The 21,064-nt window shown below is 60.2% G+C and carries 19 protein-coding genes; 12 read left to right on the forward strand and 7 right to left on the reverse strand.

Annotated elements, in window-relative coordinates; all coding sequences use genetic code 11:
• Nucleotides 1-28: 28 nt before the first annotated feature.
• Nucleotides 29-697: a histidinol-phosphatase gene (locus AB1S50_RS01565; protein ID WP_367148614.1), complete on the forward strand. Its 669-nt coding sequence runs from the start codon at nucleotides 29-31 to the stop codon at nucleotides 695-697.
• Nucleotides 698-993: 296 nt separating this feature from the next.
• Nucleotides 994-2,172: an imelysin family protein gene (locus tag AB1S50_RS01570; RefSeq protein WP_367148615.1), complete on the forward strand. Its 1,179-nt coding sequence runs from the start codon at nucleotides 994-996 to the stop codon at nucleotides 2,170-2,172.
• Nucleotides 2,173-2,251: 79 nt separating this feature from the next.
• Here the strand turns inward: AB1S50_RS01570 and AB1S50_RS01575 are convergent, their stop codons facing one another.
• The 5 genes from AB1S50_RS01575 to AB1S50_RS01595 all read right to left on the reverse strand — a co-directional run bounded on the left by AB1S50_RS01575 (nucleotide 2,252) and on the right by AB1S50_RS01595 (nucleotide 9,056).
• Nucleotides 2,252-2,785, reverse strand: coding sequence for a DUF882 domain-containing protein (locus AB1S50_RS01575; RefSeq protein ID WP_367148616.1), 534 nt, complete (start codon nucleotides 2,783-2,785; stop codon nucleotides 2,252-2,254).
• A gap of 394 nt (nucleotides 2,786-3,179) precedes the next feature.
• Nucleotides 3,180-4,373, reverse strand: a complete 1,194-nt coding sequence (locus AB1S50_RS01580; protein WP_367148617.1) for a L,D-transpeptidase family protein — start codon at nucleotides 4,371-4,373, stop codon at nucleotides 3,180-3,182.
• Nucleotides 4,374-4,376: 3 nt separating this feature from the next.
• Entirely contained in the window at nucleotides 4,377-5,663 is a 1,287-nt protein-coding gene (locus tag AB1S50_RS01585) for a L,D-transpeptidase family protein (protein ID WP_367148618.1), read from the reverse strand.
• A 297-nt stretch (nucleotides 5,664-5,960) separates the two neighbouring features.
• On the reverse strand, nucleotides 5,961-7,877 hold the full coding sequence (locus tag AB1S50_RS01590; protein WP_367148619.1) for a L,D-transpeptidase family protein: 1,917 nt from the start codon (nucleotides 7,875-7,877) through the stop codon (nucleotides 5,961-5,963).
• A 363-nt stretch (nucleotides 7,878-8,240) separates the two neighbouring features.
• Nucleotides 8,241-9,056, reverse strand: coding sequence for an NRDE family protein (locus AB1S50_RS01595; protein ID WP_367148620.1), 816 nt, complete (start codon nucleotides 9,054-9,056; stop codon nucleotides 8,241-8,243).
• 92 nt (nucleotides 9,057-9,148) lie between these two features.
• On the opposite strand from AB1S50_RS01595, the gene lgt reads away from it, so the two are divergent.
• From lgt to AB1S50_RS01645, 10 genes are all read left to right on the forward strand, one after another.
• The gene (gene lgt, locus AB1S50_RS01600) at nucleotides 9,149-9,970 is read left to right on the forward strand and encodes a prolipoprotein diacylglyceryl transferase (protein WP_367148621.1); all 822 of its coding nucleotides are present in this window, start codon (nucleotides 9,149-9,151) and stop codon (nucleotides 9,968-9,970) included.
• Nucleotides 9,971-9,973: 3 nt separating this feature from the next.
• On the forward strand, nucleotides 9,974-10,807 hold the full coding sequence (locus AB1S50_RS01605) for a thymidylate synthase (protein WP_367148622.1): 834 nt from the start codon (nucleotides 9,974-9,976) through the stop codon (nucleotides 10,805-10,807).
• A 1-nt stretch (nucleotide 10,808) separates the two neighbouring features.
• Nucleotides 10,809-11,318 (forward strand): dihydrofolate reductase, encoded by a 510-nt coding sequence (locus AB1S50_RS01610; protein ID WP_367148623.1) that lies wholly within the window; start codon nucleotides 10,809-10,811, stop codon nucleotides 11,316-11,318.
• 272 nt (nucleotides 11,319-11,590) lie between these two features.
• Complete coding sequence (locus AB1S50_RS01615; RefSeq protein ID WP_367148624.1) at nucleotides 11,591-12,373, forward strand: DUF3450 domain-containing protein; 783 nt, start codon at nucleotides 11,591-11,593, stop codon at nucleotides 12,371-12,373.
• Nucleotides 12,370-13,752: a MotA/TolQ/ExbB proton channel family protein gene (locus tag AB1S50_RS01620; protein ID WP_367148625.1), complete on the forward strand. Its 1,383-nt coding sequence runs from the start codon at nucleotides 12,370-12,372 to the stop codon at nucleotides 13,750-13,752. Before AB1S50_RS01615 ends, AB1S50_RS01620 begins: the two co-directional genes overlap by 4 nt.
• Before the next feature lie 14 nt (nucleotides 13,753-13,766).
• On the forward strand, nucleotides 13,767-14,294 hold the full coding sequence (locus AB1S50_RS01625) for a MotA/TolQ/ExbB proton channel family protein (protein WP_367148626.1): 528 nt from the start codon (nucleotides 13,767-13,769) through the stop codon (nucleotides 14,292-14,294).
• Nucleotides 14,295-14,412: 118 nt separating this feature from the next.
• A complete protein-coding gene (locus AB1S50_RS01630; RefSeq protein WP_367148628.1) occupies nucleotides 14,413-14,814 on the forward strand; it encodes an ExbD/TolR family protein in 402 nt (133 codons plus the stop codon).
• A gap of 5 nt (nucleotides 14,815-14,819) precedes the next feature.
• Nucleotides 14,820-15,443 (forward strand): energy transducer TonB, encoded by a 624-nt coding sequence (locus tag AB1S50_RS01635; protein ID WP_367148629.1) that lies wholly within the window; start codon nucleotides 14,820-14,822, stop codon nucleotides 15,441-15,443.
• A gap of 11 nt (nucleotides 15,444-15,454) precedes the next feature.
• A complete protein-coding gene (locus AB1S50_RS01640) occupies nucleotides 15,455-16,792 on the forward strand; it encodes a tetratricopeptide repeat protein (RefSeq protein WP_367148630.1) in 1,338 nt (445 codons plus the stop codon).
• A 227-nt stretch (nucleotides 16,793-17,019) separates the two neighbouring features.
• Entirely contained in the window at nucleotides 17,020-17,667 is a 648-nt protein-coding gene (locus AB1S50_RS01645; RefSeq protein WP_367148631.1) for an energy transducer TonB, read from the forward strand.
• 41 nt (nucleotides 17,668-17,708) lie between these two features.
• Here the strand turns inward: AB1S50_RS01645 and ilvD are convergent, their stop codons facing one another.
• On the reverse strand, nucleotides 17,709-19,541 hold the full coding sequence (gene ilvD / locus AB1S50_RS01650) for a dihydroxy-acid dehydratase (protein WP_367148632.1): 1,833 nt from the start codon (nucleotides 19,539-19,541) through the stop codon (nucleotides 17,709-17,711).
• Between the two features lie 144 nt (nucleotides 19,542-19,685).
• Complete coding sequence (gene argA / locus AB1S50_RS01655) at nucleotides 19,686-20,993, reverse strand: amino-acid N-acetyltransferase (RefSeq protein WP_367148633.1); 1,308 nt, start codon at nucleotides 20,991-20,993, stop codon at nucleotides 19,686-19,688.
• Nucleotides 20,994-21,064 lie beyond the last annotated feature (71 nt).

Here is a 21,064-nt window from a genome sequence, read left to right on the forward strand (position 1 = left end):
GGATCGACCTTCAAACGGAGGGATGGCAGTGCAACTGGCAATTTTTGACCTGGATAACACCTTGATCGGCGGAGACAGTGACCACGCCTGGGGAGAGTTCCTCGTGGAGCGAAACCATGTGGATGTCGCGCGCTATCGCTCTGCCAACGACCGCTTCCTGCGCGATTATCAGCGCGGGGAACTGGATATCTTCGCCTACCTGGAGTTTGCCCTGGAGCCCCTGGCACAGCTGTCTCGCAGCCAGTTGGACAATCTGCACCGGGAGTTTATGAACGAGGTTATCAGCGAGATCTGGCTGCCCGGTGCCGAAGCGTTAATTGGTCGGCATCGCCGCCAGGGGCGTCATATTATGATTATCACCGCCACCAACCGCTTCGTGGCGGAGCCAATAGCGACCCGCCTGGGTGTGGATACCCTGCTCGCGACCGAGCCGGAGCTGGTGGAAGACCGGTATACCGGCAGGGTGGTGGGCGAGCCCTGCTATCAGGCCGGCAAGGTGGCGCGGTTGCATCGCTGGCTGGCGGAGAATCCAGAGTTCAGCGCCGAGGAAAAGTGGTTCTACAGCGATTCCATCAATGATTTGCCACTGTTAGAACAGGTGGAAAATCCGGTGGCGGTCGATCCGGATGCACGGTTGAAAGAAGAGGCGCTGAAGCGTGGTTGGCCGGTAATCAGCCTGCGTGAAATGGACGCTTAACCCGGCGACTTGTTTAGCTGTCGGGTTATATAGCGGGGATCTCAGGGCCGCAGATTGCGTTTGTAGTTGCCCGTTTGGTCGTGCAGGGTTTGTGTACCTGGGCCGCAATGCCAGGTTGGGATAAGCTGGGTGGAGAGCAGCCGGGTAAGGTTTTTGCTGCGACCTGCCGGGGTCGGTACGGATTCCGCGCCAGCCCTGTGCCGCCTCTCTATAGCGGGCCGGCGGCTGCGATTGGGTCTGAACAGGTGCGGAAAGAGTTGTGAGGCCTGGGGGGCAAAGAAAAGTTGGGGGAACCAGTGATCGGGAATATTTGGGGTAAGGCGGGGCCGCTATTGTTTTTGGTGGTGGGGCTGGCCCTCGCCGCCTGTGACCGCGAGGCTTCGCCGCAGTTGCCGGATACGGAGCAAAAGTCGGTGGCGCGGCTGTTTAGTGTGGAGGCGGCTGAAACGCTGTCGAAGTCTATCTGGCAGTCTGGGCAGGCCCAGTTGATCGATACACAAGCGGCGGTGAATGAACTCAATGGCGCCGTTACGGGGTTGCTGGAAGCACCCAGCGAAGATCACCTGGAGGTGGCTAGGCTCGCCTGGCTGAACGCACATCGGCAGTTTGCCGCAGCGGTGCCCTACATCCGCCTGGGGTTTGCCCCGGCGACTCTGAGGGACGAAGGGCGCCGGCTGCAATTGTCGGTGGACAGCTGGCCGGTTCAACCCGGTTATCTGGATACGGTGCCCGGGTACTCTGAGAGTGGTATCGTCAATGACACCGCAGTCGAACTGACGTTGTCCAACCTGCGCAAGCAGCACCGCCTGACCGCCCACGAGGAGGCCAGTCTGGGATTTCACGCCATGGAGGTGATGTTGTGGGGGCCCACCGGGGAGCGTACCGCACAGCAGTTTGCGCCTGTGGGCGAGGGGCAGAAGCCCGAGGCGCGGGCGGCCAACCGCCGCCGGCAGCTGACCCGTTTGATCGGTCAGGCTCTGGCAGAGGATATCGACGAGCTGGCAGGGCGTTGGCCGATGGCTGCCAATGACCTTTCGCGGCATTTTCTCTCCCTGGATCCGGCAGCGCGCCTGCGGCAGATTCGGGCCATTCACACCCAGGTGGTCGATGAGGAATTGTTGCCGCGGCTACCGGAAAGCTCTGAAAGCGATGTCGAAAGCGGCCGCGCGGCGGACTCAAAACTGGCGCTGCTGGCTATGCTGGCAACCTTGCGCGAGAACTGGTTGATGAATAATGGCACCGGCCTGGCCAAGCTTTTGCTGGAAGCCCCGCAGGCAGAAGCCCTGGAGGGCACTTTTGCGATGCTGGAGGAACTGCTGCGGAATGCGGAGGACCCGATTGAGCTGGCGGAACCGGATCAGTTGGCGCGCTCGCGCGAATTGCTGGAGGAGCTGGCGGGGCTGATGAGCGGCACCGCGGAGGCCCCGGCGGCAGAGCAGGAGGTGACTCCGGTCTCCGCACCGGTCCAGGAGTGAGACCGCCCTCCCCAAAAAAGACAAACCCCGGCGCCTGGCCGGGGTTTGCGTTTGTGTGAGCCGCCTTAGCGGCGCTCCGCTACCAGCGTCGCACCGGGCCTGTGTCCACGTGGACGAAGTTGCTCTTGGGGTAGTAACCCACTCCACCCGCCTTGAGATCCAGCGCAGCTTGGCGAAGTTTGCTCAGGGCTACACCGGGCATACGGATGTCCAGAGCCATGCCGCGGGTGTGGTAGCTGCGGCGGGCAACACCGCGGCCGGCAGCGCGCAGTTTGGCGTTGGTCTTCTTTGAACGATAACCGGAGATGATCTCAATCTCGCCGTTATAGTTCAGTTTTTCCTTCAGCTTGTACACTATGTCGAACAGCTTCGGGTCCATGCGCGTTACCTCGTTGGCACGGTGGTCACGCAGCAGCCGGTTAAATTGCTTTAAGCCAGCGCTGTCATAATCGCCGTCAGACCAATAGGCGGTGTTCAGCCGTTCTCCGGTATGCAGATTGCGCATCTTCAAACTGCGGACCTTGCCTACTTTTGCCAATGCTGGCCCGGCACCCACAGCCGCCGCAGTTGCGCAGGTCACGGCCAGGAACCGGCGTCTGGATGGATTCTTCATACCCTACTTCCGCCTCGTCGTGTTTTTCAAAGCTGACTCGCATTCGCTATTGGCGCCATCGAGCATGCAGGGACTGTATAAAAAATAACCTAAGATTACAAACCTGATAGTGCTAATCAGCAATTGTTTGCAGGATTGCGCTGGTATTTTGTTTTACTTTGGGCTACCGCCTGGTCCTGGCTATGGGCTTCTGGAGGAAGTGGGCGGGGTGCGGCGAAGATAGCGTTGTCATTTTGTTTTCAGTCCGGGAATTTCATTTCTCTGTGACTGGTTGGTTTTAGCTTTGTCTTTTGTGGGTGAGGGGCCCACTTGAATACCGCTGTCCGACTTGTGCGAGCTGAGTTGGGAGGGGGGCGACGGTCAAGCCTGCCTGCTGTGGACCAAGTGAGTTGAACTAGTCGGATTCGTCCGATGGGTCGCGGTGATAGATGTCGCGGCGAAACTGCACCTGTCCGCTATTGTCCACCCAGGCGGTGATATAGGTGATCACCAGGCGCGGTGGCCGTTCGACACGGATATTGACCCTTTCCCCTGCGGCCGTGGCTCGCGCGACGCTCACCCTGTCCCAGCCCTGGCGGCGCAGCAGCGCATATGCCAGCTCCTCCGGTTCTTTCAGTCGCACACAGCCGTGACTAAAGGCGCGCTGGCGTCGTTCGAACAGGCTCTGAGCCTGGGTATCGTGCAGGAAAATGGCCTGGTTGTTGGGGACAATGAACTTTACCCGCCCCAAGGAGTTCTCCGGGCCACCCATCTGGCGCAGAGTGGCCTGGCCCGCCGCGGCGCGGGACAAACTGTCCTCTGTGATCGGTACCGTATTGCCTCCACCGTAACTGATCACGCGATAGCCGCGCCGGTGCATGGCTCCCGGATTGTTGCGTGCCTTGGGCAGCAATTCCGTCAGGAGAATATTGCGCGGTACAGTCCAGGTGGGGTTGAACACAATATTGGTAATGCGGGTCCGCAGTTCCGGTGTGCGGGTACTGGTTTTTCCCACTACGGTTTTCATGCGCAACACAACCCTGCCCTTTTCCACCAACTGCAACTGATAGGCAGGCACATTGACCAGGACATAGGGGCGCTCTTTCGGTAGTGAGAGTTTTTCCCAGCGATCCGCATTGACTTCCAATTGCCGCGCCCGCGTGCGCGGAGGCACCGCCAGCTCGCGCCGGGTGTATCGGTCCAGCCATCCGGTGGGTTCGAGACCATGGCGCCACTGATAGTGCTCAAGGGCCCTTTGCAGGCTGCCGTCGAAGCGCTGTAGATCCAAACCGGTGGAGTTCTGTAGGGGTCCCGGCAGTCCCTGGTGATCGCCATACAGCTGCATTATCCGGTAAAGCTGACGCACCCGCGGGCCATAGTCGCCGGGTTTCAACGGTGGGCCTTGGGAAAGGGGTTGCCACGACACTGACAGCCGGTGGTAGCGTTGGGCCTGGGTGCGCAACTGCGCACCCGCCCGCGCCGGGTCTAGGGCGGCCTCTGCCCGCTGCGTGTCAATGCCGTTTGCGGGGGTCGCGGTGGGCGGAACGCTGAGCGCTGCCGCCAGGCCGATTGCGGCCACCAGTGCCAGGTGGCCGCTCCTGAGTGCCATTGTTCAACCCCTCTGATCGCTTTGGGAGCCATTGTCTGCCGATGCATCGGTGGGGTCTGTTTGGTCGCGGCCGTAGATATCAGGCCGGAACTGCAGCAGCCCCTCCTCGTCGACCCAGGCACTCCAGTAAGCGATATACACCGGCAGTGGTTTCTTCAGCTCCACTGCCCGGGTGCGGTTGCTGTTGATATAGTGTTCCGCCCGTTCAGGGCTCCAGCCATTTTGCTCAGTCAACATCAAGCGGGCGAACTGCAGCGGTTTCTCCAGGCGAATGCAGCCGTGGCTGAAGGCCCGCTGGCTCTGTTTGAACAGGTGTTTGCTGTTGGTGTCGTGGAGAAAGATGGCTTCCGGGTTGGGAATTACAAACTTGACCCGCCCCAGTGCATTGCCGGGTCCGCCCTTCTGCTGCAGGGTGACCTTGCCCCGCCGGGTCGCGGCGATATTGTGGGCCGTAAAAGGTACAGAGCGCCCCTTGTGGTTCACCAGCCGGTAGCCGCTGGCGGTCAGTCTGGCGGCCCCCTTGGGCAGCAGCTCGCGCACGGCGATACTGGGGGGCACCCGCCAGATGGGATTGAACACCAGTCGGGTCAGGCGGGTGGTGAGCTGCGGTGTGGCGTGCACCGGCTTGCCCACCACCACGCGCATACGGAGTTGCTCGCGTTCATTGTGGATCAGTCGCAGGCTGAAATCCGGAATATTCACCACTATGTAGCGGGGTCCAAGGTCCCTGGGCATCATTTCCCAGCGGGTAAGGTTGGCCGCCAGAGTCCGCACCCGCTGCTGCGGGTTGACATTGAGAAGTCGCCGGGTGCGCTCATCCACCAGGGCGTCCTCCTGCAGTCCGTGGCGGCGCTGGAAGCGGCGCACTGCCCGCTGCAGGCGCGGGTCGTATAGATCGGCCAGATTGGTGTCGGTATGGTCACGCAGCGTAAGGTCGCCATACTGCATCAACAGGCTGCGCAGCCTTCTGACCCGGGGATGGCGCATTCCCGGCGCTAGTGTCTGCCCTCCGTCCAATGGCTGCCAGACGTCGCCCTGGGTCAGGGCGGTGTAGCGGGCCAGCTCCTCGCGCATCAAGGTGTACTGCCGGTCCACCGGAGTGAAGGGGTCCATGGTGTCGCCGGTGCCGCCCTGTAGCGGTTGACTGAGCATTTCCGGCGCGGTGGCAGTTCTGCTGTGGTCTGTCCCGTCAGCGGTGCAGGGTGTGCTGTCCAGCGCCAGGTAGAGTGCCAGCACCAGGGCGCCGCAATAATGGGGCGGGGCGTGCAAATACCGGTGATCATAGCCCATAAACTACCCCCGTGAGCCGGGAGGGCTCGCCATGGTTGGGAGACCTTACTGGCAGTGGTAATTTGTGACCGCCGCAGCGCCAATAATTTTTATGGCGCAGGCTTCCGGTCTAAGGGGGAAATGGGAATATGCCCCGGGGTCGCTGAGAGCCCGGGGGCGCTGAGGATCCCGGAATACCGGGGAGTCATTGAAGCTTGCGTCAGTACCGGGAGGAAGCCAGCCCAGGGGCCTTGAGGGGTCGATGGGTTGGCCATGAGGGGCGGTGAACAGCCGTCACCTAGCCGGTGAAGGTCCGGTCTAAAACTGATTGGCGCTTAGGCCGTCCTTATCGTAGATATCGGGGCGGAAATTGAGCAGTCCATCTCCATCGACCCAGGCGGTCCAATAGGTCACATACACCTTTACCCGTTGGGTCAGATTCACCTCAGTGGTCTCGTCGCCTACGGTGAGCTGATCGATACGCCACTGGTCCCAGTGGCCCTCGGGGCTCAGCAGAGCCTCCGCCAGGTGTCGCGGCTTCTCCAGCCGAATACAGCCGTGACTGTAGCCGCGCTTGGTCAGTGAGAAGAGGCTGCGGGCACGGGTGTCGTGCAGATAGATATCGTGTTTGTTGGGGATCTCGAATTTGATCCGCCCGAGAATGTTCTCCTCCCCGCCCATCTGGCGCATCAGATAGGAACCGGCACCGGCAGCGGACAGGTTTCCGTTAGTGAGGGGCAGGTGCTCGCCGCTGCCGCTCACCACCCGGTATCCCAGTTTTTCCATTCCGGCGGGATTGGCGCGGGCCTTGGGCAGAATTTCCTTTACCAGGATGCTGCGGGGCACTGTCCAGGTGGGGTTGAACACCACGCGGCTTACCCGTGTGGTGATTTCCGGTGTGGCGTGCTCCTTCTTGCCCACCACCACATTCATCGACAGTCGAACCCGGTCATTTTCCACATAATGCAGCTTGTATTCCGGGATATTGACCTGAATAAACCGGCTGCCGAGATCATTGGGCAGGGATTCGCGGCGGCGAATATTGAACTCCACGATACGTGCCCGCGCGGTGGGAGAGAAGTTCAGCCGTTTGCGGGTGCTGCGGCCGACAATGCCATCGGGTTTGAGGCCATGGCGCGACTGGAAACGCAGCACTGCTTCGTGCAGCCGGCGGTCGAAGCGGTTTCTCTCGCCATAGCTGTAGTAACTGGGAAAGTCACCATAGAGGGTGAGCATATCCCGCAGCAGGGCCACATGCGGGTGCTTGGCGCCGATGGTCATAGCCGGGCCGGCCGGCATGGGCCGCCAGCGGCCACTGGCGGCCAAATCCCGCAGGCGCACCAACTGGTCGCGCAGGGCGACAGCATCGCCACCGTAGGGGGCATTGTCCGGATAATAGGGGCCTTCGTTGTTTTCCGCCTGCCCGCTGGTTGTATTTGGGCTGTTACCGGCCTGGCGGTGTTGCAGTGTGCCGTAGCGAGATGGTGGACGGCCGGTGGAAAAGCGGGACCGGGTGCCGCCGCGCGCCGCATCGTTGGAATAGTGCCGCGAGCGGTCGATCTGGTATTGCTGCCGGTAGCGCCGGTAATTGTTGGTCGATTCGGCCCGGCGGCGATCATAACCGCGAAAATACAGGCGTCCACTGGGTGTCGGTTCGCTCTGGCGCTGGGGACGGAATGACACCAGGCGGAATCCCGGATCGTAATTCTGTACCGGTGTGATATCGCGGCGCGGCCGGTTTTTCGGCCTGATCTTATCCAGCTGAGTATCCTGGGCGTAGGAAACAAAAGCATCCGTCAACAATACGTCCAGCACTGCCGCCATTTGCAGGCGTTGGGGCGTGTCGCGCAGGGTGCGATCGAAATAGCCCAGGTGATAGCGGTAATCCACCATGCTGCTGGGGTTGCCGGAACTGGAGGCAGTCAGCTGCTTGAGCAGGTCGTTGGCGGTATCGCTCAGGCTGTAGTTGTCGAACCAGAGCAGCCGGTAGTCGGTTCGCTCGTAAATGCGCTTTACCGCGGCGGGGTTGAAGATCGGATCCTGGGCCGGCCAGGAATCCGGGTTTTCCACCAGCCAGCGCACTAGATGGGGGCGCACGGCATTTTCCGGCAATACCGGCACCGTTTTCTGATTGGCGGTGAAGGCGTAGAAGAGGACGAACACACACAGGCTGCCAAGAAAAAGCAGTGGCAACGGCGACTTGCGGGTGCGGTGCTTAGGGTTGAAATAAAACATGGTACCTCAGCGATGCTGCGGGGTCCGATGCGCCAACAGCCGCGCCCGCCGGACACCGGATCCTTCATACCTTCCCAACCGGTGGGGAGCCGGTCCCATGGTCTATCCCTGGTGGCGGCTCACCTGCGTCATGCGTCCCGCGCGACCTTCCTTATATATAGGCCTGGGCTGGCCCTTACGTTGCGCGTAAGTCAACCAACTTCAGCCTGTGAAACTAAGTATGGCAATAAACGCAAAACTTGCCTGACGCTTTAATCTTTTTATTGTCCCTGGACAGGTCTTTTCCTGACTATTCGGTCGGGATGGCCTGCCCGCCCCCTGGGCAGCGCCAGCGCGGGTCTGAAGAGGTCTCTGTGGCGTAGGTCAGTCGAGTGCAAAATGGCGCAGGGGCGCCAGTTTCTCGCCCCGCTGGTAGCTTTGCTCCCAGAATTGGATACGGCCATCTTTATCGACCGCAACCAGAGTGCTGGCGCGGGTGCCGTAGCCGCCGGAAGGGTCATCCGCATAGGCTGCGGGTAAGTCCCCCCGCCCGATTTGCACAAATATTGGCGACAGGGCCAGTTCCATCTGTTTGCCCACACCTGTGTCGGGCAGCGCCGCTTCCGCTCCGGGCTGCCGGTCCTGCAGCAGGGCCAGGCCTGGGTCCACAAAGTTATCGTCGTTGAGCTGTGTATCGATACCCTGCAGCAGCTGTGCAACCAGGTGTTTACCCTTTTCCACTTTGGGCCAGGGTGCATCCGGAGCGCCGTTGGAGATGCCGTGAATACCCGGTGTAAAGGCAAAGGGCTGGTGGCGGTTGCCGGCACAGATCAGCTCGCCGACCGCTCCGTGTTGATACAGCAGTGCATTGAAGCCGCGGTAACGCGACAGCTTCAGAGTAGCGGCATAGCGTGCGGGCAAAACCCGGTGGCGTAGGAAGGCCAGGGGTATGTCGCCGCGGGAAAGCGGGTCTACAGGGACCGGTTGCAAGGGTTCACGGATATTGGTTACCGCTGCGACCCGGCCGGGTGCCACGCCGGCCCAGGTGCCGCCGCCCTGCAGGTCCCGCCCGGCCACCAGGTCCGTGTCGGGCCAGCGTGCGGCGGGCTGGGTGGGGCGCCGGTAGTACTCGTCCCGGTTGGCGAATAGCAGCAGCGGGTATTCGGTGTGGCAACGGTAGGCGAACAGGAGAAGACACATGCAGTTTTGGGCTCCGTAGCGGGAGACGGCCCTTTCTCTTTGGGGGCCTTTGCCACCATAATACGCGCTCAGCTCCCAAACCTGACTAGCCCATGCTGACTTACCCAGAAATTGACCCGGTTGCGGTGTCCATAGGCCCGTTGAAAGTGCACTGGTACGGCTTGATGTACCTGGCCGGCTTTGCCGCCGCCTGGTGGCTGGCGTTGCGTCGCGCGCGCAAACCCTGGTCGCCGGTGATCAAATCCGAGGTGGAGGACCTGATCCTCTACTGTGCTATCGGCGTCGTAGTTGGTGGGCGGCTGGGTTACATGTTTTTCTATAACTTCCCGCAGTTGGTGGCTGATCCGCTGGCACTGGGGCGGGTATGGGAAGGCGGCATGAGCTTCCACGGCGGTCTTATCGGTGTGATGCTGGCCACAGTGCTCTATGCGCGCCGGATCGGCACCACCTTTGCAGACCTGATCGATTTCGTGGCACCGCTGGTGCCCATCGGCCTGGGTCTGGGACGGATGGGCAACTTTATCGGCCAGGAGCTGTGGGGGCGTGAGACGACGGTGCCCTGGGGCATGGTATTCCCGCGGGATCCGGATTTGCTGGTGCGCCACCCGTCCCAGCTCTACCAGGCTTTTCTCGAGGGCTTGGTGCTGTTTGCGGTACTGTGGTGGTTCTCCAGCAAGCCGCGGCCGCGGCTGGCGGTGGGGGGGCTGTTTGTGCTGCTCTACGGAATCTTCCGTTTTGCGGTGGAATTTGTGCGGGAGCCGGATAGACTTATCGGTTTCGACCTGTTCGGTTGGATGACCAGGGGCCAGCTGTTGAGCCTGCCGATGATTGCCGCCGGGGTCCTGCTGCTGGCATGGAGCTACCGTACCCAGCCACTGCCCCAGGGGCGTGTGCGGGAATCTGGCGGTTCCTGACATATGCGGCAATATCTCGACCTGATGCGCCATGTGCGCGACCAAGGCGCGGTCAAAAGCGATCGTACCGGCACCGGTACGCGAAGTGTGTTCGGCTACCAGATGCGGTTTGATCTGGCCGCGGGGTTCCCGCTGGTTACCACCAAAAAGCTACACCTGCGCTCCATTATTCACGAGCTGCTATGGTTTCTGCGCGGCGACACCAATATTGCTTATTTGCAACAACACGGCGTGCGTATCTGGGACGAGTGGGCCACGGCGGAGGGTGATCTGGGGCCTGTGTACGGCCGGCAGTGGCGCTCCTGGCCGGCCCCCGACGGCCGCTGTATCGACCAGATCAGGGCGTTGCTGCACCAGCTGCAAACCCGGCCCGACTCCCGCCGGTTGCTGGTCAGTGCCTGGAATCCCGCGGACCTGCCCGATGAGGGGGCCTCCCCGGCGACGAATGCGGCCGCCGGGCGCATGGCGCTGGCGCCCTGTCACTGTCTGTTCCAGTTCTATGTGGCGGATGGCAGGCTGTCCTGTCAGCTCTACCAGCGCAGCGCCGATATTTTTCTCGGTGTGCCGTTCAATATCGCGTCCTACAGTCTTCTCACTCTGATGCTGGCCCAGGTTTGCGGGCTGGCGCCGGGGGAATTTATTCACACCTTCGGTGACGCCCACCTCTATACCAACCATATGGAGCAGGTGGCGCGGCAGTTGGAGCGCGCACCACTGCCTTCACCCACCATGCACCTGAACCCGGAAGTGACGGATCTGTTCGCCTTTCGTTTTGAGGACTTCGAGTTGCGCAACTATGAGGCGCACCCCCATATTCCTGCTCCGGTGGCGGTCTGAAATGACGGCTGCTATTGCTATAATCGCCGCGGTTGCGCGCAATCGGGCCATCGGTATCGGCAATGGTCTGCCCTGGCGGCTGTCCGGTGACCTGAAGTTTTTCAAGCAGGTGACCATGGGTAAGCCGTTGGTCATGGGGCGCAAGACGTACGATTCCATCGGACGGCCGCTACCGGGACGCCGCAATATCGTCGTTAGCCGCGACCCGGACTGGTTCGCCCCCGGTGTTGAACCGGTGCCTTCCCTGGAGCGGGCGCTGGAACTGGCCCAGGGGGCTGCGGAGGCCTCCGGGGTCGGAGAGGTGATGGTCATTGGCGGGGCAGAGGTCTACCGCCAGCTGTTGCCCCTGGCGACCCGGCTGTACCTGACCGAAGTGGAGGCTGAGGTCGCCGGAGACGCTTTTTTCCCGCCACTGGGAGAGGGCTGGAAAGAGGTGACCCGAAGCTGTTACCCGGCTTCGAAAGTGGATGAATACCGATACTGCTTAGTTCAATACGACAGGTTAAAATAAAAACAACTTGATTAAATCATCATCTAACTGGTAGTTTTGCTTACTAATTGTACAAATAGCTGACTGCAAATGTGTGCGTAACACCCGGGATTGTTACCTGTTTGTTACCTTGCTACTCATGCAGGTCGATGGGAATCATCGGCATTTGAATAATCAATTCGGCTGTTTACAATGTGCGGCTCTTAGCTGTCTTCAAACCAAAACCCAACCGCGTTGTGGCAGCTAATCCATCGCGACCATGTTGTGAAATATCGAACCCACTGGGGGGTCTAATGAAAACCAAGCGATTCATGGCTGTGGCGCTGACCACTGCGCTGTCTGCCGGCGCACTCTATGGCGGCGTAGCCACTGCGGATACACTCGACAATGTTCTGGCGGTTGGCCAGCAGCGTACCACCGCTGCTCAGGCTTCCCAGAAGCGCATTGACAAGATCGCCGAAGAAACCAGCAGCCTGCTGCAGGACTTCAAGGTGGTCAACAAAGAGATCGACGGTCTGCAGGTGTACAACCGTCAGCTCGAGAAGCAACTGGCCAACCAGCGGACAGTGCTCAACGACCTGGACGAATCCATCGAGAATGTGACTGTAATCGAGCGCCTGATCCAGCCGCTGATTCTGCGCATGCTGGATGGCCTGGAGCAGTTCATCAAACTGGATGCCCCATTCAAGCTGGAAGAGCGCCTGGGCAACCTGGAGGGCGTCAAGTCCACAATGGATCGCTCCGACGTTTCCGTGGCGGAGAAATTCCGTCAGGTGCTGGAGCTCTACAATTTCGAAATGGAATACGCGCGCAAGATAGACAGCTACGGCGCGACCCTGGATGTGGACGGTCAGGAGCGCGAAGTCAACGTGCTGCAGATCGGGCGTATTGCACTGGTGGCGCAGACCACTGACTCCAAGATTTCCCTGGCCTACGACAAACAGCAGAAGGGCTGGGTCGAAATCGATGCTGGCGAATACCGCCGGGCCATTCTGCAGGGGCTGAAAATCGCCAAGAAACAGGCCACCACTGATATCCTGACCATGCCGATCCCGGCTCCGGAGGCTGCGCAATGAATACCTCTATCGCCAAACGCCTAGTATCCATGACGGCCGCCCTGGCCGCGGCTGGACTGATCAGCGTTACCGCTGTGGCGCAGGAAAAAGCCGCCACCCTGGATCAACTGTTGCAACTGGTGCGCAGCGCCAAGATCTCCGAATCTGCGGAGCACAAGAAGCGTGAAGCCGACTTCAGACGCCAGAAAGCCAATCAGCAAAACCTGCTGACCCAGGCTGAAAACACCCGCGATGCGGAAGAGCGCCGCTCGGCGGAGCTGGAGAACCAGTATCAGGAACAGGAAACCCTGGTGCAGCAAAAGCGTCAGCAGCTGGATGAGCGCATGGGCTCCCTAAAAGAGCTGTTCGGTCATCTGACCTCCACCGCTGGCGACCTTCGCGCCAACCTGGACAGCTCTATAGTCTCCGCCCAGTATCCGGGCCGCACCGAGTTCCTCGACTCTCTGATCGAAAAGATGAACTCCCAGACCAAACTGCCCACCATCGAAGAGATAGAGCGTCTCTGGTATGAGCTGCAGCGTGAAATCGTGGAATCCGGCAAAGTGGTCAAGTTCAGCGGTGCGGTGATCAAACCGGATGGCGAGCAGGCGGAGCAGGAAGTGGTTCGCGTGGGTAACTTCAACCTGGTCTCGGACGGTCGCTACCTGGAAATGACTGACGCCAACAAGATGGCCGAATTGATCCGCCAGCCGGACAGCAAATACCTGTCCATGGCCGCCGATCTACAGGCCGCAACCTCCGGCTTCCACGCCTTTGGTGTCGACCCGACGGGCCCCACCGGTGGCTCCTATCTCAAGGCCATGATCAACACTCCGGATTGGGTTGAGCGCTGGCACCAGGGTGGCCCAGTGGGCTACATCATCACCGCCGTGGGCGCCTTCGCCATGCTGCTGGCCATCTGGCGCCTGATCGCGCTGTCCGGCATGAGTGCCAAAGTGACTGCCCAGCTGCGCTCCTCTACCCCCAACACCAACAACCCGCTGGGCCGTGTGCTGGCGGTGGCCGAGGAGAACAAGGGTATCGATGGAGAGACCCTGGAGCTGAAGATGGAGGAGGCGGTACTGAAAGAGCGCCCCGCAATCGAGTCCGGTCTCAACCTGTTGAAGATTATCGCTATGGTGGCGCCTTTGCTGGGTCTGCTGGGTACCGTGACCGGTATGATCATCACTTTCCAGGCGATTACCATCTTCGGCGCCGGCGATCCCAGGGCCATGGCGGACGGTATCTCCTCAGCCCTGATCACCACCGTGCTGGGCCTGTGTGTGGCTATCCCGACCGTTCTGATGCACACCATTGTGAACGGCCGCGCCAAGCGTATCCTGCACGTTCTCGATGAGCAGAGTGCCGGTATCGTGGCGGAAAACGCCGAGCGTAAATAAGAGGAGGCGGCAACATGCACGCATTGATTGACGCATGGGCCGCCGTCAACGCCTTTATGGCGTCGGGCGGGCCAGTACTGCTTCTGATCGCCGGCCTGACCTTCTTTATGTGGACGCTGATTTTCGAGCGGGTGTTCTACTTCAACCGAAGTCTCAAGGTCGATGTGCAGGGTGCGGTGGACCAGTGGGAGGCGCGCCCTGAGCGCAAATCCTGGAGCGCGCACCAAATCCGTCACGCAATGGTTTCCCGGGTATCCGAGAAGATTCAGGACAATATGGACATGATCCAGGCCTGTGTGGCCCTTGCCCCCCTGTTCGGGCTGCTGGGTACGGTTTGGGGTATGATCAATGTTTTTGAGGTTCTCGCGATCACCGGTGGTGGTGATGCCAAGCAGATGGCCAGTGGTGTTTCCATGGCAACCATTCCCACAATGGCGGGGATGGTTGCGGCACTGTCCGGCGTGTTTGCCAACACCTATCTCACCCGCAAGGCGGAGCGCGAAACCCAGCTGCTGGAAGACCATCTGACGATGGATCACTAAGGCACCACACGAGGCGAACAGCTGCGCCTGTCCGCCGTGAAGGTTTAGCAAGCCGGATATTTTCGCCGGGGTGCCCATGGCGCGGCCCCCGGCGGGAAAGTTCGCTAAGAGAGTTGCAATGAGCAAGAAACAAAATACGGCAGAAGAGGAAGCTGGAGCGATTGACCTCACGCCCATGCTGGACGTGGTGTTCATTATGCTGATCTTCTTTATCGTCACCGCGACCTTTATCAAGGTGCCGGGCGCCGACGTGATCAAGCCGGAAGCGACGACCGCTGAACTCAAGACCGCCTCCATTCTGGTAGCGATTAACGAAAACAACGAAGTCTGGATCGCCAAGGAGCGGGTGGAAGACCGCATGGTCAAGCTCACCCTCGAGCGCCTCTACGCGGAGAATCCGAAGGGGTGGTTGGTGATTCAGCCCGACAAGAAAGCGAGTGTCGAGAAGATTGCCCTGATCGCCGATGCGGCCAGGAGAATCGGTATCGAGAAAGTTTCGGTCGCGACAGAAAAGAGTTGACAGCTATGAATCCGGTAAGATTAACAGGGGCGGGTGCGTTGGCACTGGCTACCACCTTTGGTCTGATCTTCACCATGCATCAGCTGATTGAGGCGAACATGAAAGCTCCGGAAGATGTGGAGCAGATCAAGATTGCCGATGTCGTGATGCCCGAGCAGGAGATCGAAACCCAGTACGACACCAGTAAGCCGGACAAACCGGACGAGCCGGAGGAGCCGCCACCCGAGGCGCCGGAGCCGGAGTTCGATGATCCGAATCTGGACAACAGCATCAATATTGCCGCGCCGCGGACATCGGTTGACCTGAGGGTTGGCGGTATCGGCGGTTTCGCCAGCGAGGGCGACTATCTGCCCATCGTGAAGGTCGCGCCCCAGTACCCCCGGCGGGCGCTGCAGCGGGGTATCGAAGGCTATGCAATCGTCGAGTATACGGTGACCAAAAACGGTTCCGTGCGTGACCCGCGGGTGGTGGAAGCCTATACTTTGGATGGCAATCCGACCACTATCTTCAACAGTGCAGCGGTCAAGTCTGCATTGAGATACAAGTACAAACCGCGAGTGGTTGATGGTGAGCCGATCGAAGTACCCGGTGTGAAAACCAAGATCAGCTTTACTCTGGACAAGAGCTAAAGGGGAGGCCTATGAAATTGACCACCATGGCGAGAGGGTTTTCCAGATTCGTTCTGCGTACCTCCGTGGCTCTGCCTCTGGTACTGGCACCGGCGGCGAGTGTCACGGTGCTTGAGGCGCTGGGTGTGTCCGCGACCTTCGCCCAGGCCGAAGCGCAAAGCGACCAGAAAACGCGCAAAGTGCCGGCGATGCGGGAAAATGTGTTCAAGAAACTGGGCAAGGTGCAGGAGGCTGCGGATGCGCAGAACTGGCCCGCCGCCCTGGCCGCGTTGCGGGACATGGAGGCCGGCAAGAGTAAATACAATGCCTACGAAGTGGCGCAGATGTATTACTTCTACGGCTTCGTCTACTACAGCATGGAGCGCTATCAGGACGCCATCAACGCCTATAAGCAGGTGCTTGCGCAGGGTGTGGAGAATATCCCGGTAGGGGTTGAGTTGAATACACTCAAAACCATCGCGCAGCTGTACCTGGCCACTGAGAACTACAAGAGTGGACTGGACTATCTGAATCGCTGGTTTGCCGCCGCCGACAAGGTGAACGCGGAGGACTATGCCCTGCGCTCCCAGGCCCACTACCAGTTGGGTGATGCGGCCAGTGCACTGGCCGACGTCAACCGAGCGGTTTCCATGTACGAGAAGGATGGCAAGGTGCCAAAGGAGAGCTGGCTGAGCCTGCAGCGCTTTCTCTACTATGAAAAGAACGACTACAACAAGGTGATCGATATTCTCGAGAAGCTGGTGAAGCACTACCCGAAAGGGGAGTACTACAAGCAGCTGGCGGGCATGTACGGTGAACTCAAGCGGGACAGGGACCAGCTCTATATGATGGAAGCGGCCTATGCCGCCGGGGCTCTGCAGAAAGAGAAGGAACTCCTGAATATGGCCTACCTCTACATGGGTAACGATACACCCTACAAGGGTGCCAAGGTTATCCAGAAGGGGTTCGATGAGAAGAAGATAGAGCGCACCTCCAAGAACCTGGAAACCCTGGCCCAGGCTTACCAAATGGCGCAGGAGTTGCAGAAGTCGATTCCGCAGCTTGAGGCGGCGGCCAGATTGTCCGACAAGGGTGATCTCTATGCGCGACTGGCCACCATCTACCTGGACCTGGACCAAAACCAGAAGGCAGTGGAGGTGGGTTCCAAGGCGCTGAATAAGGGCGGTGTCAAACGTCCGGATCAGCTTTACATTGTGATAGGCATGGCCAATGCGAACCAGAAGAAATACGACGCCGCACTGGTGAGCCTGAGGAAAGCACTGAAAGACGAGCGTTCCAAGAAGTTCGCCGAGCAGTGGATCAGCTTTGTGGAAGGTGAAAAGAAGCGTGAAGAGCAGCTGGCTATCTGACCGGATTCGCTTTTCGACGCCAAAAAGGCCGCACACTGCTGTGCGGCCTTTTTTTTGATGATTTCCTGTCTATCTTTCGGGCAACCTGACTAAATGTCGAACTATTAATGAGAATTATTTGCAAATTCACCAAAATCAGTTATTAATGGACTTGAGCTGATCAGCTTTTCCATGGCCGCCCTGTCGGCCGACCATTTAAACACCCGACAAGAATAAGGAGAGGTGTTATGGATAGAGCTTGTTCAGCAACCCCCTGGACCCAGTTCACACCCACTGCTTCTGCCCTCGCTGTGCGCAACTGGCTGCTGGCCGCTGTTGTGACTCTGTTACTGATAAGTGTGATGAGTCAGCTGATCACCACGGATTATCAGTTGCCGCAAACGAAGCCAAGTCCACCTATCGCCGATGTGCATCTACCCAAGTTAATACCAACTAAGAAAATTTACCATCGGCCGGAGATTGTGGATGACCCGCAACCGCAGCCCAAATGGCCGCGAAACAAAGAAACAGTGGATCCTGGGCCGGGTATCTTCACCATGGAGCCGCCAAAGCCGGGTAAATTTGGGAAAGATCCCGCATTGGTCAGCCGCGATCCGCTGCCGGTATTCAAGCCGGCTCCACGCTATCCATCGACTGCGTTACGGCGTGGACTGGAGGGCTATGTAGTGGTGGAGTTCAGCATTGGTACCGCCGGCAATGTGCTCAACCCCCGGATTGTCGGCGGCTACGACAATGCAGGCAATGCGACCGATGTGTTTAACCGTGCGGCCCTGGCGGCAGTGGCGCGGTTCAAGTATCAGCCGCAGCTGGAAGGTGGCGAGCCGACGGTACGCCACGGTGTGCGCAACCGTATCCGCTTTACCCTGGCGGATTAGCACCCTGTATAGAGTTTTCGGATACAGGCGCTAGTGGCCCGCTATTCATCATCCAGTGTCCGCACAGCGCCGCGGTCGGCGCTGGCGGCCAGCATCCCATAGGCCCTTAACGCCTTGCTCACCTTCCTTGGGCGCATCTGCACGGGGCTCCAGCCGCGGGCATTCATGGCTTGGCGGCGCCGCTCCAGCTCCCCATCATCGATGTCCACCTCTATGGTGCGCGCGGGGATATCGATACGGATACTATCCCCCTGTTCGACGAGGCCAATGGCCCCTCCGGACGCTGCCTCCGGGGATACATGGCCGATTGACAGACCCGAGGTGCCGCCGGAGAAGCGGCCGTCGGTAATCAGGGCGCAGGACTGGCCCAGGCCCTTGGATTTCAGGTAACTGGTGGGGTAGAGCATCTCCTGCATCCCCGGTCCGCCTTTGGGGCCCTCGTAGCGCACTATCACCGCCTCCCCTTCCTGCACATCTCCGGCGAGGATTTGTTCCACTGCGGCTTCCTGGCTCTCGACTACGCGCGCGGGCCCGCAGAAGTGCCACAGGGCCTCATCGACGCCGGAAGTCTTGACCACGCAGCCATCCGGAGCGAGATTGCCAAACAGCACCGCCAGACCGCCCTGGGCGGAATAGGCGTGCTGTACCGAGCGGATACAGCCGCGCTGGCGATCCTCGTCCAGACTCCCCCAGCGGGTGTCCTGGCTGAAAGCGGTCTGGGTGGGGATGCCCCCGGGGCCGGCGCGGTAGAAATCGCGCACTGATTTGTCGTCGGTGCGGCGGATATCCCACAGCTTCAATGCCTCGTCCAGGGAGTCGCTGTATACCGTGGGCAACGAGGCGTCCAGCAGACCGCCCGCCTCCAGCTCTCCCAGAATGGCCATCACCCCCCCGGCTCTATGCACATCCTCGATGTGATATTGCTGGGTATTGGGTGCCACTTTGCACAGCTGTGGAATCCTCCTCGACAACTGGTCGATATCCGCCAGGGAGAAATCCACCTGGCCCTCCTGTGCCGCTGCGAGCAGGTGCAGAATAGTGTTGGTGGAGCCGCCCATGGCGATGTCCAATGCCATGGCGTTGAGGAAGGCCCCCCGGTTGGCGATAGCCCTGGGCAGCGCCCTGGTGTCTTCCTGCTCGTAATAGCGTTTGGCGAGGGCAACTATTTCGCGGCCCGCGCGCAGGAACAGTTCCCGGCGGTCGGCGTGGGTGGCGAGGAGGGTGCCGTTGCCGGGCAGTGCCAGTCCCAGCGCCTCGGTCAGGCAGTTCATGGAGTTGGCGGTAAACATACCGGAGCAGGAGCCGCAGGTGGGGCAGGCGGAGCGTTCGTACTCGGCCACCTCCTCATCCGATGCGCTGTCGGTGGCCGCAATGACCATCGCATCCACCAGGTCCAGCTTGTGCTCCGAAAGCTTGGTTTTTCCCGCCTCCATGGGGCCACCGGAGACAAAGATGGTGGGAATGTTCAACCGCATGGCGGCCATCAGCATGCCGGGTGTGATCTTGTCACAATTGGAAATACACACCAGGGCGTCGGCACAGTGGGCATTCACCATATACTCCACCGAGTCGGCAATAATTTCGCGGCTCGGCAGGCTGTACAGCATGCCGTCGTGACCCATGGCGATACCATCGTCCACCGCGATAGTGTTGAACTCCTTGGCGACTCCACCGGCTTTCTCGATCTCCCGGGCGACCAGCTGACCCATGTCCTTCAGGTGCACATGGCCCGGTACGAACTGTGTGAAAGAGTTGGCCACCGCGATAATGGGCTTGTGAAAATCGTCGTCTTTCATCCCGGTGGCACGCCACAGAGCGCGGGCGCCGGCCATGTTGCGGCCGGCGGTGGAGGTTCTTGAGCGGTATTCAGGCATCTTGGTCAGTCCGCCAAAGCAGAAAAGGGGGGCTAGCTTAACAAAAAAGCGCCAAATTCGGGACAATTTGGCGCTTTACGAAAGCTAATTGGTGTTTCTTAGGATACAAATCCTGCCTGGATGGGTCCAGGCGGCAGCTTGTCTCTAGGCCAACCGTTTTTGGAGTACGCGGGAATTTCGCTGAATATTGTAGAGAGACTTCCGCGCCGCAGGTAAGTCCTGTACCGCTGCCACCGTGAAGCCTTGTTCGACGAACCAGTGCTCCGCCTGGGTGGTGAGCACATAGAGGGCATCGACACCGAGTACCCGCGCCTGTCGCTCCAGGTGGTGGAGCAACTTGGCCCCGCGGCGGTTGCCGCGGAAGTCCGGATGGATGGCGACACAGGCGATCTCCGCAGCCACGGCCTCGCCTCGTTTATCCCGAATGGGATAGAGCGCAGCGCAGGCTACTGGTGTGCCGTCCACTTCCACCAGGGTGAAGTGGTCAATCTCGGCCTCCAGCTTTTCCCGCGGGCGCCGGACCAGTATCCCCTGCTTTTCCAGCGGGCGGATCAGCCCCAGAATACCCCCCACGTCGGTAATGCGCGCACGTCGCACCACCTCGTAGCTGTCCCGGTAAATCATGGTGCCGGCACCTTCGCGGCGAAACAGTTCCTGCACCATCGCCCCGTCCTGGGTGTAGCTCAGCAGGTGGGCGCGCGGAGTGCCGGCGTTACAGGCGCGGATGGCGCAGTCGAGGGCACCGGACTGCAATGCCTCCGCGCGCTGCTCGGCCTGTACCAGGCTCAGTTCAAATAGCGGCTGGCCGTCCATCAGCAGCTGGGGCGCACGGCGGAAAAGCACCAGCTTCTCCGCCTGCAGCGCGCGCGCCGCCTCGGCGGCCAGTTCCAGATAGTTCACATTGAACAACTCCCCGGTGAGCGACGTGCCCAGGGGTGACAGGAGTACCAGTGCCCCCTGTTCAAGAGCGAGATTGATGGTATCGGTCTCCATGCGCCGCACTGTGCCGGCCCAGCCCAGATCTTCGCCGTCCAGGACGCCGATAGGACGCGCGGTGACGAAGTTGCCGGAGACCACTTTGAGGGCCGAGCGCGCCATGGGTGAGTCCGGCAGCCCCTGGGAGAAAGCGGCCTCGATATCGAAGCGCAGTGTTCCCACGACGGACTTGATCACCTCCAGTGTGTCCCGGTCCGTAACCCGGATATTGCCGTGAAACTGACAGCGGCGGCCGTGCCCGGCCAGAGCCTGGTTGACCTGTGGCCGCGCGCCGTAGACCACCACCAGCTTGACCCCCAGGCTCACCAGCAGGGCCAGGTCGTGCACCAGATTGCGAAAATTGGCGTGCTCCAGGGCCTCGCCGGGGAGGGCGATCACCACAGTACGGCCGCGCAGATCGTTGATGTAAGGCGCCGCATGTCGAAACCAATTGAGGGAGGCGTTGGTGTCGCTCAAGCTCAATTCCCCTGTCGTTAACTTTTACCAGTGCGCCTTTAGGGCCAACTCAGTTAGTGTGAACAGGCCCG

The sequence above is a fragment of the Microbulbifer discodermiae genome (assembly GCF_040742695.1).
Classification (GTDB): domain Bacteria; phylum Pseudomonadota; class Gammaproteobacteria; order Pseudomonadales; family Cellvibrionaceae; genus Microbulbifer.